This is a genomic window from Streptomyces sp. JW3, assembly GCF_052216785.1.
GTDB lineage: Bacteria > Actinomycetota > Actinomycetes > Streptomycetales > Streptomycetaceae > Streptomyces.
In genome coordinates, this window is record NZ_JBQOUX010000044.1 from 20,302 (window position 1) to 32,909 (window position 12,608).

Below are 12,608 nucleotides of genomic sequence, written 5' to 3' on the forward strand. Positions count from 1 at the left end.
GCCGTTCCCCGCGCCCCTGAAGGCGTTGCCCTACCGCTTGTTCACATGATCGGGTCGGGTTCGCGAGCCAGGTCGGCTGCTCCCACGAGCCCCGCCTTGTTGCCCAGCTGGGCCGCGATCACGTCGGCCACCGGGCGCCAGTGGGCGCCCACCAGCCAGCGCTTGTACGACTTGCGGATCGGGTCGAGGACCAGGTCGCCCTCGTCCGAGAGGCCGCCGCCGACGATGAACGCGGACGGGTCGAAGAGCGAGGCCAGGTCGGCCAGGCCCGCGCCGGCCCAGCGGGCCAGTTCGCGGTAGGAGTCGACGGCGACCGGGTCGCCCTGCCGGGCGGCCATCGAGATGTGCTTGCCCTCGATGCCGTCGGGGGTGCCGTCGCCGAGGCCGAGGAGTGCCTCGGCGCGCTCGGGGGTGGCGGCCGCGCGCTGCTTGGCGTACCGCACCAGGGCGCGGCCGGAGGCGTACTGCTCCCAGCAGCCCTGCGAGCCGCAGCCGCACAGCAGGCCGTCCGGCACCATCCGGATGTGGCCGAACTCGGCGGCCACGCCGAAGTGGCCGCGGCGCAGCTTGTTGCCGATGATGATGCCGCCGCCGAGGCCGGTGCCCAGCGTGATGCAGATGACGTTGCGGTGGCCCTTGCCCGCGCCGAACCTGTACTCGCCCCAGGCGGCCGCGTTGGCGTCGTTCTCCACGACGACCGGGAGGCCCACGCGGGCCTCGACCTTCGCCTTCAGCGGCTCGTTGCGCCAGTCGATGTTCGGCGCGAAGTAGACCTCGGAGCGCTGGCGGTTGACGTACCCGGCCGCGCCGATGCCCACGCCGACGATCTCGTGCCCGGCGCGCGCTCCCTCCACCGCCGAGGCGATGGCGTCCACGATGGCCTCGGGCGTGGTGGGAGTCGGCACCTTGAAGGTCGAGAGGATGTTGCCTTCCTCGTCGACCACGCCGGCCGCGATCTTCGTGCCGCCGATGTCGACGCCGATGGTGAGTCCCATGAATCCCTCAGTTTCGGTCGAGCCCCGCTATGGCCAACCGTACCCGAGGCGCCGTCACCGAGGACCGTCAGTCCAGGTCGATGCGCTGGCCCGGACCGGCGTCCGGGCCGTCCTCGTCGTCGGAGGTGTCCTGGTCGCCGGTGGCGCGGGCGTCGCGGGGCGCGTCGGCCTTGCTGGTCCAGCGCTGTTCCTGCTGCTGGACGGCGGAGCGGTAGGCGGCGAGCAGTTCGCCGCCGGCCGCCGCGAGGTGGTCGAAGACGTCCGGGTTGCGCTCGATGACCGGTTCGACGGCGGCCTTGGCCTGCTGGACGACCTGCCGGACCACCTGCTGGGCGGCGGTCCCGGCGACCGGGCCGAGCAGGGGTGCCTGGAGGCCGGACAGCTTGTCGGCGACGGTGTCCACGAGGCGGCGCAGTTCCTCGGCGGCGGAGCCGGGCGGCGGGCCGTACTCGGCGCGGCGGCGCTCCTTCTCCGCCGCCAGGTCCTCGGCGGTGGCCGTCGCCCAGGCGTCGGCGTCGGCCGCCCGTTCCTTGTCGGCCGCGCCGGGCGGCGGGAGCTCTTCGCTCATGACGGACTCCTGACTACGGTTCGTCCTTACGACGTTACCCGAACGGCCCTGGCCGGTTCACCGGCCGCGCGGCCACAGTCGCGGGTCCGGCGTGAACCGCACGCTCAGCCGGCCGTCCCGCAGGGCGGCCCCGGCCACGGTGCAGCGGCGCAGCGCGGACGGCAGCGGGACGATGCGCCGGAACGGGCCCGCGGCGACCACGAGTTCGTCGCCGCGCCGGACCAGGTCGAGGTCGTCGCGGACGGCGCCGGGCAGCGGGAGGTGCCAGATCAGGACGCCGTCGTCGGCGAGCGCGTCGGTGACCGGCCACTCGACGGGGACTGTGTTCGGGTTGACGGCGGGCGCGGCCAAGGCGGCGAGGTCGTCGGTGCCGCGCGGGTCGCGGCCCAGGTGGGGCACGGGGTGGACGGCGTAGCCGCCCTGCCACTCCGCCAGCGCCTTGCGCTGCTGGGCGACCGGGCCGGCCAGCCAGCTGTCGGCGGGGGTGTCCTCGGGCAGTACCCGGTTGGCGGCGAGCGCCTCCACCGGCAGGCCGCGCAGGGCCAGGCCGAGGGTGGTGGCGCGGACGGCGTCGGTGCCGGCCGGGCCGGGTTCGGCGACCAGCCGGACGACGGTGTTCCGGTCGGCCAGCACGGCTTCGGCGGCGGCGAGTTCCAGGTCCCAGCGGGCGGCGTGCTCGTAGAGCGCCTCGGTGGGCATGGGGACGCCGGCCAGGCGGCCGAGGACGGGGCGCAGGGCGCGGGCGGCCTGCCGTTCGGGCGGCAGCAGGCGGCGCAGGCAGCGGCGCAGTTCCTCGGGCAGGGCGAGCAGCGCCAGGGCCCCCGGGGCGGGCGGCAGGTCGACGACGAGCAGGTCGTACCTCCCCCAGTGCCCGAAAGGCCTGGGAGGTGCCCCCTCGGCGAGGGCGGCGTCGCGCAGGGCGCGCAGCAGGGCCAGTTCCGCGGCGCCGGGCAGCGGGGTGAGCTCCTCGGGGTCGAGGCGGGCGGCACCGAGCAGGTCGAGGGCGGCGGCGGCACGGTCCTGGAGGGCGGCGAGGCCGTCCCGGAACCCCTGGGCCGGGTCGGGCCGCCAGGCGGTGAGGTTCGCCTCGACGGCGGCCGGGGCGGGGCCGGTGGGCACGCCGAGCGCGGCGCCGAGGGTGTCCTCGGCATCGGCGCCCAGCAGCAGGGTGCGGGTGCCGGAGCGGGCGGCGGTGAGCGCGGTGGCGGCGGCGAGCGTCGTCCGGCCGCTGCCGCCCGGGCCCATGATCAGGAGGGTGCGCATGGGGGTGAACGGTACCTGCGCCGGAGCAGCCCTAAGCGGCGCCGGACTCCACCCGCTTCTTCAGTCCCGCCAGCGCGCGGTCGGTGATGACCTTCTCGGCCTTGCGCTTGATCATGCCGAGCATGGGGATCTTGACGTCGACGGTGAGCCGGTAGGTGACCTCGGTGCCGGTGCCCGCGGGGCGCAGCAGATAGGAGCCGTCCAGGGAACGCAGCATCTGGGACTTCACCAGCGTCCAGGAGACCTCGTTCGCACCGGCCCAGGTGTACGCGAGGGTCTGGTCGTCCTTGATCGCCCCGGCGTCCATGACCAGCCGGACCTGCTCGGCGCGGCCCTGCCCGTCGGTGGCGAGCACCTCGGCCTCCTTCACCTCTCCGGTCCAGTCCGGATAGCGGGCGAAGTCGGCGATCACCGCCATGACGTCGGCCGGTGCCGCCTCGATCGTGATGCTCGAGCTGGTGTGTTCCGCCATCGCGGGGGCTCCTCCAGATGCGGGCCGGTAGGAAAGTCGTCGCGCACGCGTGCGTGCGGTGTGTACGTGCGGTGTGAAGGCTACCGCGCGGCCCGGGCCCCGCCGTCACCCCTACCTACCTGCACCGCTACCACTCCAGCACCCAGGGCCGGCCGGTCGACGCGAAGTGCCCGACGTTCACGCACTCGGTCGTCCCGATCCGGGTGCGCGGCACCAGCGGCTGGTGCACGTGCCCGAAGAGGGCGTACCGCGGCCGGGTGCGCCGGATCGCGTCGAGCAGTGCCCGGCTGCCCCGTTCGAAGCGCCGCGCCACCGTGTCGTAGACCAGTTCCGGCACCTCGGGCGGGATGTGCGTGCACAGTACGTCGACCTCGCCGACCGCCTCGATCTTGGCGGCGTACTCCTCGTCGCTGATCTCGAACGGGGTGCGCATCGGGGTGCGCAGGCCGCCGCCGACGAAGCCGAAGACCCGGCCGCCGATCTCGGCCCGCTCGCCGTCCAGGACGGTGGTGCCGGGACGGGCGTACTCCCGCCACAGGGGCGGCACGTCGACGTTGCCGTAGGTGGCGTACGTAGGGGTGGGGAACGCCGCGAACAGCTCGGCGTACTGCTTGCGCACCGCCCGCTCCATCACCGCGTCCCGGTCCCCGTCGACGCCCGCCCACAGCCGGGCCCCGAACTCCTTGGCCTCGGCGAACCGGCGGGCGGTGCGCAGCTCGACGATGCGGTCCGCGTTCTCCTCGCCGAACAGGTCGGGGAAGATGCCGCGGGAGTGGTCGGCGTAGTCGAGGAAGAGGATCAGGTCCCCGAGGCAGACCAGCGCGTCCGCCCCGGCACCGGCCCGGGCCAGGTCCCGGGCGTTGCCGTGCACATCGCTGACGACATGGACACGGGTCTTGGTGCGGGGCGTGTTCGAGGCCGGTGTGGAAGTCATGGTGATCAAGGGTAGGAGCAGCGCGTCCGCTGTGAACAGTGGCGGTCGGACCTGCGGTTACTGGCTGGTCGGTGGACGTGTCGACTACTGTGCGCCGAGAGAACAGCAGCTGTGTGACGCAGCGAACATCTCGCCGGGCCCCCCTGTCAAAGACGCCATACCGGCGGGTAACGTCCAGGCAGTCCAGTCGTGCTCAGGAATCCCGTACCCGTGTCACAGGTCCCCGAGCACCCGCCCCAGCCATGGACCGCACCGTCGCATCACACAACGTCGTGGCGCCGGCGCCCTATGAGGAGCAGCAGTCTTGCGCGAGTTCAGCCTTCCCGCTTTGTACGAGGTCCCCGCGGACGGCAACCTGACCGACATCGTCCGCAGAAACGCCGCGCAGCATCCCGATGTCGCCGTCATTTCCCGCCGGACGGACGGCGGCTGGCAGGACGTGACCGCGCGTGCCTTCCTCGCCGAGGTGCACACCGCCGCCAAGGGCCTGATCGCCGCGGGCGTCGAGCCGGGCGACCGGGTCGCCCTGATGTCGCGGACCCGGTACGAGTGGACGCTGCTGGACTTCGCGATCTGGAGCGCGGGCGCGGTCACCGTGCCGGTGTACGAGACCAGTTCACCGGAGCAGGTGCGGTGGATACTCGGCGACTCCGGGGCCACCGCGTGCGTGGTGGAGACCGCCGGGCACGCCGGGGTCGTGGAGTCGGTGCGCGAGGGGCTGCCCGCCCTCAAGCACGTCTGGGGCATCGACGCCGGGGCCGTGGAGGAGCTGGGCCGGCTCGGCCAGGGCGTCACGGACGCGACGGTCGAGGAGCGCGGCTCGGTCGCGAAGGCCGACGACCCGGCGACCATCGTCTACACCTCCGGCACCACCGGCCGCCCCAAGGGCTGTGTGCTCACCCACCGCTCGTTCTTCGCCGAGTGCGGCAATGTCGTGGAGCGGCTGCGCCCGCTGTTCCGCACCGGCGAGTGCAGCGTCCTCCTCTTCCTTCCCCTCGCGCACGTCTTCGGGCGGCTGGTGCAGGTCGCGCCGATGCTGGCGCCGATCAAGCTGGGCTGTCTGCCGGACATCAAGAACCTCACCGACGAACTGGCGTCCTTCCGGCCGACGCTGATCCTGGGCGTCCCCCGGGTCTTCGAGAAGGTGTACAACTCGGCGCGGGCCAAGGCGCAGGCCGACGGCAAGGGCAAGATCTTCGACAAGGCGGCGGACACCGCGATCGCCTACAGCCGGGCCCTGGACACCGCGGCCGGACCGTCGCTGGGCCTGAAGATCAGGCACAAGGTCTTCGACAAGCTGGTCTACAGCAGGCTCCGCGCGGTGCTCGGCGGGCGCGGCGAGTACGCCATCTCCGGCGGCGCCCCGCTGGGCGAGCGGCTCGGCCACTTCTTCCGCGGCATCGGCTTCACCGTCCTGGAGGGCTACGGGCTGACCGAGTCCTGCGCGGCCACCGCGTTCAATCCCTGGGACCGGCAGAAGATCGGCACGGTCGGGCAGCCGCTGCCGGGCTCGGTGATCCGGATCGCCGACGACGGGGAGGTGCTGCTGCACGGGGAGCACCTGTTCAAGGAGTACTGGAACAACCCGGGCGCCACCGAGGAGGCGCTGGCCGACGGCTGGTTCCACACCGGCGACATCGGCACCCTCGACGAGGACGGGTATCTGCGGATCACCGGCCGCAAGAAGGAGATCCTGGTGACCGCGGGCGGCAAGAACGTCGCGCCGGCGGTGATCGAGGACCGGATCCGGGCGCACGCGCTGGTCGCGGAGTGCATGGTGGTCGGGGACGGACGGCCGTTCGTGGGCGCGCTGATCACTCTCGACGAGGAGTTCCTGGAGCGGTGGTGCGCGGAGCACGGGAAGCCGGCCGGGACGACGGTGGAGTCCCTGCGGGACGATGCCGGACTGCTGGCGGAGATCCAGTCGGCGGTGGACGACGGGAACGCGGCGGTGTCGAAGGCGGAGTCGGTGCGGAAGTTCCGGGTGCTCGGGGGGCAGTTCACGGAGGAGTCGGGGCATTTGACTCCGTCGTTGAAGCTGAAGCGGAATGTTGTCGCGCGGGACTATGCCGGGGAGATCGAGGCGATTTACGCGAAGTAGGGGTAGATCGTCGGCTTTCCGTTGTGTGTGGTTGCTCGCGCCCACGCGGCGGAGCCGCATATGACACAGCCCCGCGCCCCTGGTCGGCTACAGCAACGTTCTCAGCTGCTCCGCCAGCAGGTCCCAGCGCCACCTCTCCTCCACCCACTGTCTGCCCCGTTCGCCCATCCTGCGGCGCAGTTCGGGGTCGGCGAGGAGGGTGGTGACGCGGTCGGCGGTCTCCGCCGTCGACGTACCCCGTACGACCCAGCCCGTCTCGCCGTCCAGGACCGCGTCCGGCGCGCCGCCGGAGTCGCCGGCGACGACCGGCAGGCCCGTCGCGGACGCCTCCAGGTAGACGATGCCGAGGCCCTCGACGTCCAGGCCGCCGCGCCGGGTCCGGCAGGGCATGGCGAAGACGTCGCCGGCGCCGTAGTGGGCGGGCAGCTCGGACCAGGGGACGGAGCCGGTGAAGCGGACCGCCGCGGCGACGCCGGTCTCCTCCGCCAGGCGGCGCAGGTCCCGCTCGTAGGGGCCGCCGCCGACGATCAGCAGTACGGCGTCGGGCTCGGCGGCCAGGATGCGCGGCAGCGCCTTGATCAGGGTGTCCTGGCCCTTGCGCGGGACCAGCCGGGAGACGCAGACCACGACCGGGCGGTCGGTCAGGCCGAGCCGGGCGCGGACCGCGTCCCCGCCGCTGCCGGGGTGGAAGGTCTTCTCGTCGACGCCGGGCGGGAGCTGGACCATGCGGGCGGCGGCGGCCGGGGTCAGCGCGGCCGCGACGCGGGAGCGGGTGTACTCCCCGAGGTAGGTGAGGGTGTCCGTCGCCTCGCCGATCCGGCGCAGCAGTTGGCGGGCCGCCGGGAGCTGGGCCCAGCCGGCCTCGTGCCCGTGGGTGGTGGCGACGATCCGTTCGGCGCCGGCCCTGCGCAGGGCCGGGGCCATCAGTCCGAGCGGTGCCGCCGCTCCGAACCACACCGACGTGCAGCCGTGCTCCCGCAGCAGTCCGACCGCCCGCCGGGTCGCCCCCGGCGTCGGCAGCAGCATCGTCGTACGGTCCCGTACGACGGTGAAGGGCTGCTCGGCGTCGAAGGCGGCGGTCGCCTCCATGCCCTCGCGGCCGCGCTTCCAGGTGGAGGCGTAGACGACGATCCGCTCCGGGTCCAGGCGCAGGGCCATGTTGTGCAGGAACGCCTGGATGCCGCCGGGGCGGGGCGGGAAGTCGTTCGTCACGATCAAGGTCTTGTGCATCGCCCGAGACCCTACCGAAGCCCCCGTTCACAGCAGCCTCCGGTGGTACGTGTGGCAGGCACACAGCAGTTCGGGACATCATGAAAACGTCGGACGGCACCGAACGGGCGGGCAGGGAATTCGTGGAGACGACGAGCGCCGGGCGGTCCCTGGCATGGCTTCCGGTGGCCTGGTGCGCGACCCGGCTGGTGCTGCTGCTGTGGGTGCTGAAGGTGTGGGTCTTCCCCGGCCCGGACGTCACCAGCGACGTGTCGGTGATCTACCAGGGCTGGTCCGACGTGCTGCGTACCGGAACGTTTCCGCTGGACGACGTCACCTGGCAGTACCCGCCCGCGGCGGCGGTGGCGATCCTCTCCCCCGCCCTGCTGCCCTTCCTGGACTACGCGACGGCGTTCTTCGTGCTGGTCTGCGTGGCCGACCTGGCGGTGCTCGGCGTGCTGCTGCGGATGGGGCTGCGACCGGGCGGCACGCTGCGCGGGCCCTGGGTGTGGGTGGCGGGCGTACCGCTGCTCGGTCCGACGGTGTACGCGCGCTACGACCTGATGGTCACCGCGGTCGCGGTGGCCGCGCTGGCCGCCGCCGCCCGGCACCCCCGGGTGGCGGGGGCGCTGGCGGCACTGGGCGCGCTGCTGAAGGTGTGGCCGGCGCTGGTGCTGCTCGGCATCCGGCGGCGGTCCTCCTGGGTCGCCGCGGTGCTCACCGGCGTGGTGCTGGCGGGGACGTTCGCGCTGGCCATGCCGGGGGCGTTCGCGTTCCTCACCTTCCAGCGGGATCGCGGCACCGAGGTGGAGTCGCTGGGCGCGCTGGTCTTCCACGTCGCCCGGAGCCACGGCTGGGACGGGCAGGTGCTGCTCAACTACGGCAGCGTGGAGTTCCTCGGCCCGTGGGTGGACTGGGTGAGCACGGCCGCGCTGACGCTGACCGGGATGGCGTTCGGCTGGCTGCTGCTGTGGCGGCTGCGGGCCGCGCGGTTCGCGGCGCACACGGCGGCGGACGCGGCGTTCGTCGCGGTGCTGATGTTCACGGTGACCAGCCGGGTGATCAGTCCCCAGTACCTGGTGTGGCTGATCGGGCTCGGCGCGGTGTGCCTGTGCTTCCGGGCCTCGCGGATGGCGATGCCGGTGGCGCTGGTGCTGGCGGCGAGCGCGGTGACGGTGCTGGAGTTCCCGCTGTGGTTCGCGCACGTGGTGGCCAGTGACCCGCTCGGCGTCACGCTGATGTTCGTCCGCAACGGCCTGCTGGTGGCGGCGACGGTCTGGGCGGCCCGGGTACTGTGGCGCGGGACGGTCCCCCGTCCGGCGCCGGTCCCCGCCTCCCCGCGTCCCACCCACGCGGACGAGACCCCGGTCGCCACCTGACGCCCGGCCAAACCCGCGGCGGCCCGGTACCGCCCGCACCGGTCCCGAACTCCCGCCTTACCCGAACTCCCCCCGCAGATACTCCCCCCACCGCACCGTGAACTCCCCCGGCGTCGTCCCGAGCACCCGTTTCATCGCGTCCTCCACCGCCCCGTCCCGTTCCTCGTGCGCGCCCACCGCGCGGTAGAACGCGTCGAGCCGGTCCTCGCCCCACTCCTCGGCGATGAGGCGGCACGCCATCCAGCCGCCCTCGTACGCCTGGGCCAGTTCCGTCGCGTCGTCGGTGAAGCCGAAGTCGTCGTCGGCGGGGAGGGCGGCGGGCACCCGGCCCGCGGCGACCGCGCGGGACAGTTCGGGGGCGGCCTGGCCGGGGGTGCGGCCGGTGTCGCGGTAGCCGGCCCAGTCGGCGTATCCCTCGGACAGCCACAGCGGGGTCGCGGCGGTGGTGTGGGCCCGGGTGGCGACGTGGGCGGTCTCGTGGGTGAGGACCACCTGCCTGCCGAGCGAGCCGAGCAGTCCGTACGCCTCCGGGTTGACCACGATCCGGTCCGCGGGGGCGGTGGCCGGGGCGCCCGTCTCGCCGGTGGTGACCGCCGCGATGCCGCGGTAGGAGGAGGCCGGCGAGCCGAGCAGCCCGGCCATGTCCGCCAGGGACCCGGGCACGACCACGACGACCCGTCCGGCCCAGGCGCCGTCCCAGGCGGCCGACACGGCCGGCACCGCGTGGTCGGCGAGAGCGGCGTAGCCGCGCAGCGCCCGGTCGGACTGGCCGACGCCGAGGACCAGGCTGTGCGCCCCGCGTACGACGCGCACCGTGCCCTGGTCCCAGGGCTGCTGACCGGACTTCCGCGCGGGCCGGTCGGCGGCGACCCGCCAGGTCCCGGCGGTCCGGTCGAGGCGCACGGTGCGGGCGGCGGTGACCGGGCCGGTGTCGTAGCCGTCGAGGCGGTAGCTCAGTTCGACGGCGGCGGTGGCCGTGTCGCCGGTGCGCCGTACCGTGCCGACCCGGTAGGACCAGTCGGCCAGCGGCAGCGCGCCGGTCCGGTTGAACCCGGTGCGGACGCCGGTCGCCGTGTAGCCGGCCCGGTCCCGGTCCAGGAGCGCCGCCGCCCGCCGGTCCAGTACCCCCTGCACCTCGGCCCGGACGGAGTCGGCCGCGGACCGGCCGCCGCACCCCGCCAGGGCGACCAGCAGCAGGCACAGCAGCACCACCGAGAACCCCGACACCCGCCCGCGACCAGCCACCTTCCCGAGGGTACGGGGCGGCGGGCCGGCCGGGTCAGGGCCGGGTGATCGAGGAGATGGGCATCATGCCGACCGGGTCGTAGCGCACCGGGGCGCCGGGGTGCGGCGCGTGGATGACCTGGCCGCCGCCCGCGTACATCCCGATGTGGCTGGCGTCGCCGCGGTAGGCGACCAGGTCGCCGGGGCGGGCCTGGTCCAGGGAGACCCGCCGCCCGGCGCCGGCCTGCGCCTGCGAGGTGCGCGGCAGGGCGATGCCGGCCTGCGCGTAGGACCACTGGGTCAGGCCCGAGCAGTCGAAGCCGGCGGGCCCGTTGGCGCCCCAGACGTACGGCTTGCCGAGGGCGGACCGCGCGGCGGCCAGGGCGGACGCCGCGCGGCCCGAGGCGGGAGCGGCGCCGGACAGGTCGGGCAGGTCGCCGCGGCCGGAGCGGGAGGCCCGGTCGGCCTCGCGTTCGGCGTCGGTGCGGGAGTTGAGCAGCCGCCGGGCCGCGGCGAGCTTGCGCTCCACGGTCCGTTTGTGGGCGGCGACGGCCGCGCGGCTGCGGTCCAGCTTCGCCAGGGTCCGGCCGGCCTCGGCGCGGTCCTGGGCGAGATGGCGCATGGCGCCCTGCAGCCGCCGCAGTTCGCCCGCCTGGTGGGCGCCGATCCGGTCGAGGGCGGCGGCCTTGTCGAGGTAGTCGTCCGGGTCGGCGGAGAGCAGCAGGGCGACGGTCGGGTCGAGGCCGCCGGTGCGGTACTGGGCGCCGGCCAGTGAACCGAGCGCGTCCCGCATGGTGTTGATGCGCTGCTGCTGCCGGGCGATCCGGTCCTGGACGGCGGTGACCTGCGCGCGCAGGGCGTCGGTGCGCTCGTCGGCCTCGTTGTAGGCCTCGGTCGCCTGCTCGGCCTGTTCGTGCAGGCGGTCCACCTCGGCACGGGTGTCGTCGTGCGGTGCGGCGGCGGCCGGTACGGCGGCGCCCAGGACGGCTGCGGCGGCGGACAGCAGGCCGGCCACGGCGGCGGCGCCCCGGTCGAACCCGGTTGGTGCAAGGCGGCGATGGGACCCCACGGGAAGCCGCACTCCTTCCGCTGGCGGACGGGAAACGCGGCAGACAGTAGCCCCGTGGCGGGGCGGTCACCAACGACCTCGGCACCCGCGCGGCCCGACGCCCCGCCGCTGACGCAGGTCAGCGGCGGGGCGCGGGGTCACAACGGGTGAACATGATTCGCCCGTTCGGGCGGCATGTCGGGTTGATCCGGACGGACCCTTGAGATCCTGGGATCAGACGCGGACGCCCCACATGAAGGGGCCGCCGATGGTGCTCATCGACTCGTACCGCACGACGGTGCCGGTGCGCGGGGCGTGCAGCACCTGGCCGTTGCCGGCGTAGAGGCCGACGTGGTGCAGGTCGTTGAAGAAGAAGACCAGGTCGCCGACCTGGAGGTCGCTCTGGCTGGTGATGCGGGTGCCGATCTGTGACTGGGCCTCGGAGGTCCGGGGTATGGAGACGCCGGCCTGGGCGTAGGCCCAGGAGGTCAGGCCGGAGCAGTCGAAGGAGGACGGGCCGGTGGCACCGTAGACGTAGGGGGTGCCGATCACGCTCTGGGCGGCGGAGAAGGCGGCGCCGGCCCGGCCGGAGGCGGAGGCGGTGGAGGTGAGGACCTCGCGCTCGCTACTGCGGGTGGAGCGCTCCTGCTCGTCCTGGAGGGCCTGCTTCTCGGCGGCGGTGAGGCTGTTGAGCAGCTTCTGCGCGGTGGCGAGCTTGCTCTGGACCTCTTCCTTCTTGTTCTTCAGCTCGGTGCGGGTCGAGGAGAGGTCCTTGAGCTTCTCGGCGGCCTCGTCCTTCTGCTGGGCGAGGTCGCGCTGCTTCTCCTGGATCTCCTTGAGGGAGTCCACCTGCTGGGCGCTCAACTGGTCCAGGGTGGACGCCTTGTCGAGGTAGTCGTCCGGGTCCGCGGAGAGGAACAGCTGCACGGAGGGATCGATGCCGCCGGAGCGGTACTGGGCGCTGGCCATCGAACCGAGGCCGTCGCGCAGCTCGTTGAGCTCCTCCTGGCCGCGGGCGACGTTGTCCTGGATGGTGGAGATCTCCTTCTGGAGCTTCTCCTGCTTCTCCTTGGCCCCGTTGTACTTCTCGGTGGCCTGCTCCGCCTCTTCGTAGAGCTTGTCGACCTTGGACTGGACCTCGTCCTTGCTCTGCTTCTCGCTGGGAGCGGCGTTGGCTGCCTGCGAGCTGAGCACGACAGCGGCGGCGGCCGCGGTGGTGAGCACGGTGACGCGCGCGCGGCTGGGCTGCTTGGGTCGACGGTGGGACGCCACGGGAGGCGAACTCCTTCGTGTGAGTGATCACCCGTTCTAGGGTTCGAAGCGAGACCCTAGTGACCCATCCGTGATCAGTTCAAATCCTTCACGGGAAAAACCCGCTCACCGACTGCATCTTTTACCTCGGACTCACCAGCGGT

At 73.4% G+C, this 12,608-nt stretch carries 11 protein-coding genes; 2 read left to right on the top strand and 9 right to left on the bottom strand.

The annotated features are described in order from the left end of the window. Positions 1 to 41: 41 nt before the first annotated feature. The 5 genes from ACTT8P_RS19400 to ACTT8P_RS19420 form a co-directional block, all read right to left on the bottom strand. Complete coding sequence (locus ACTT8P_RS19400; RefSeq protein ID WP_442832921.1) at positions 42 to 995, bottom strand: ROK family glucokinase; 954 nt, start codon at positions 993 to 995, stop codon at positions 42 to 44. A gap of 67 nt (positions 996 to 1,062) precedes the next feature. After that, the gene (locus tag ACTT8P_RS19405) at positions 1,063 to 1,563 is read right to left on the bottom strand and encodes a DUF5304 domain-containing protein (RefSeq protein ID WP_442832922.1); all 501 of its coding nucleotides are present in this window, start codon (positions 1,561 to 1,563) and stop codon (positions 1,063 to 1,065) included. A gap of 57 nt (positions 1,564 to 1,620) precedes the next feature. After that, a complete protein-coding gene (locus ACTT8P_RS19410; RefSeq protein ID WP_442832923.1) occupies positions 1,621 to 2,826 on the bottom strand; it encodes an ArsA-related P-loop ATPase in 1,206 nt (401 codons plus the stop codon). Positions 2,827 to 2,857: 31 nt separating this feature from the next. Beyond that, entirely contained in the window at positions 2,858 to 3,298 is a 441-nt protein-coding gene (locus ACTT8P_RS19415; RefSeq protein ID WP_361170344.1) for an SRPBCC family protein, read from the bottom strand. Positions 3,299 to 3,425: 127 nt separating this feature from the next. Further along, positions 3,426 to 4,232, bottom strand: coding sequence for a metallophosphoesterase family protein (locus ACTT8P_RS19420; protein ID WP_442832924.1), 807 nt, complete (start codon positions 4,230 to 4,232; stop codon positions 3,426 to 3,428). Positions 4,233 to 4,536: 304 nt separating this feature from the next. Here ACTT8P_RS19420 and ACTT8P_RS19425 point away from each other — a divergent pair, with 304 nt between their 5' ends. Next, complete coding sequence (locus ACTT8P_RS19425; protein WP_442832925.1) at positions 4,537 to 6,333, top strand: AMP-dependent synthetase/ligase; 1,797 nt, start codon at positions 4,537 to 4,539, stop codon at positions 6,331 to 6,333. Positions 6,334 to 6,420: 87 nt separating this feature from the next. On the opposite strand, the gene ACTT8P_RS19430 is transcribed toward ACTT8P_RS19425, so the two are convergent. Next, a complete protein-coding gene (locus tag ACTT8P_RS19430; RefSeq protein WP_442832926.1) occupies positions 6,421 to 7,563 on the bottom strand; it encodes a glycosyltransferase family 4 protein in 1,143 nt (380 codons plus the stop codon). 122 nt (positions 7,564 to 7,685) lie between these two features. On the opposite strand from ACTT8P_RS19430, the gene ACTT8P_RS19435 reads away from it, so the two are divergent. Beyond that, complete coding sequence (locus ACTT8P_RS19435; protein WP_442832956.1) at positions 7,686 to 8,921, top strand: glycosyltransferase 87 family protein; 1,236 nt, start codon at positions 7,686 to 7,688, stop codon at positions 8,919 to 8,921. Between the two features lie 57 nt (positions 8,922 to 8,978). On the opposite strand, the gene ACTT8P_RS19440 is transcribed toward ACTT8P_RS19435, so the two are convergent. The 3 genes from ACTT8P_RS19440 to ACTT8P_RS19450 all read right to left on the bottom strand — a co-directional run bounded on the left by ACTT8P_RS19440 (position 8,979) and on the right by ACTT8P_RS19450 (position 12,465). Further along, positions 8,979 to 10,166, bottom strand: coding sequence for a hypothetical protein (locus ACTT8P_RS19440; RefSeq protein WP_442832927.1), 1,188 nt, complete (start codon positions 10,164 to 10,166; stop codon positions 8,979 to 8,981). 34 nt (positions 10,167 to 10,200) lie between these two features. Next, positions 10,201 to 11,214, bottom strand: coding sequence for an NlpC/P60 family protein (locus ACTT8P_RS19445; RefSeq protein ID WP_442832928.1), 1,014 nt, complete (start codon positions 11,212 to 11,214; stop codon positions 10,201 to 10,203). A gap of 213 nt (positions 11,215 to 11,427) precedes the next feature. Continuing rightward, positions 11,428 to 12,465, bottom strand: a complete 1,038-nt coding sequence (locus tag ACTT8P_RS19450) for an NlpC/P60 family protein (protein WP_442832929.1) — start codon at positions 12,463 to 12,465, stop codon at positions 11,428 to 11,430. Positions 12,466 to 12,608: the final 143 nt, after the last annotated feature.

Excerpts from the sequence above, each read along its gene's own strand:
- ACTT8P_RS19420 (WP_442832924.1), bottom strand. The coding sequence starts at position 4,232 with ATGACTTCCACACCGGCCTCGAACACGCCCCGCACCAAGACCCGTGTC.
- ACTT8P_RS19430 (WP_442832926.1), bottom strand. The coding sequence starts at position 7,563 with ATGCACAAGACCTTGATCGTGACGAACGACTTCCCGCCCCGCCCCGGC.
- ACTT8P_RS19400 (WP_442832921.1), bottom strand. The coding sequence starts at position 995 with ATGGGACTCACCATCGGCGTCGACATCGGCGGCACGAAGATCGCGGCC.
- ACTT8P_RS19410 (WP_442832923.1), bottom strand. The coding sequence starts at position 2,826 with ATGCGCACCCTCCTGATCATGGGCCCGGGCGGCAGCGGCCGGACGACG.
- ACTT8P_RS19415 (WP_361170344.1), bottom strand. The coding sequence starts at position 3,298 with ATGGCGGAACACACCAGCTCGAGCATCACGATCGAGGCGGCACCGGCC.
- ACTT8P_RS19405 (WP_442832922.1), bottom strand. The coding sequence starts at position 1,563 with ATGAGCGAAGAGCTCCCGCCGCCCGGCGCGGCCGACAAGGAACGGGCG.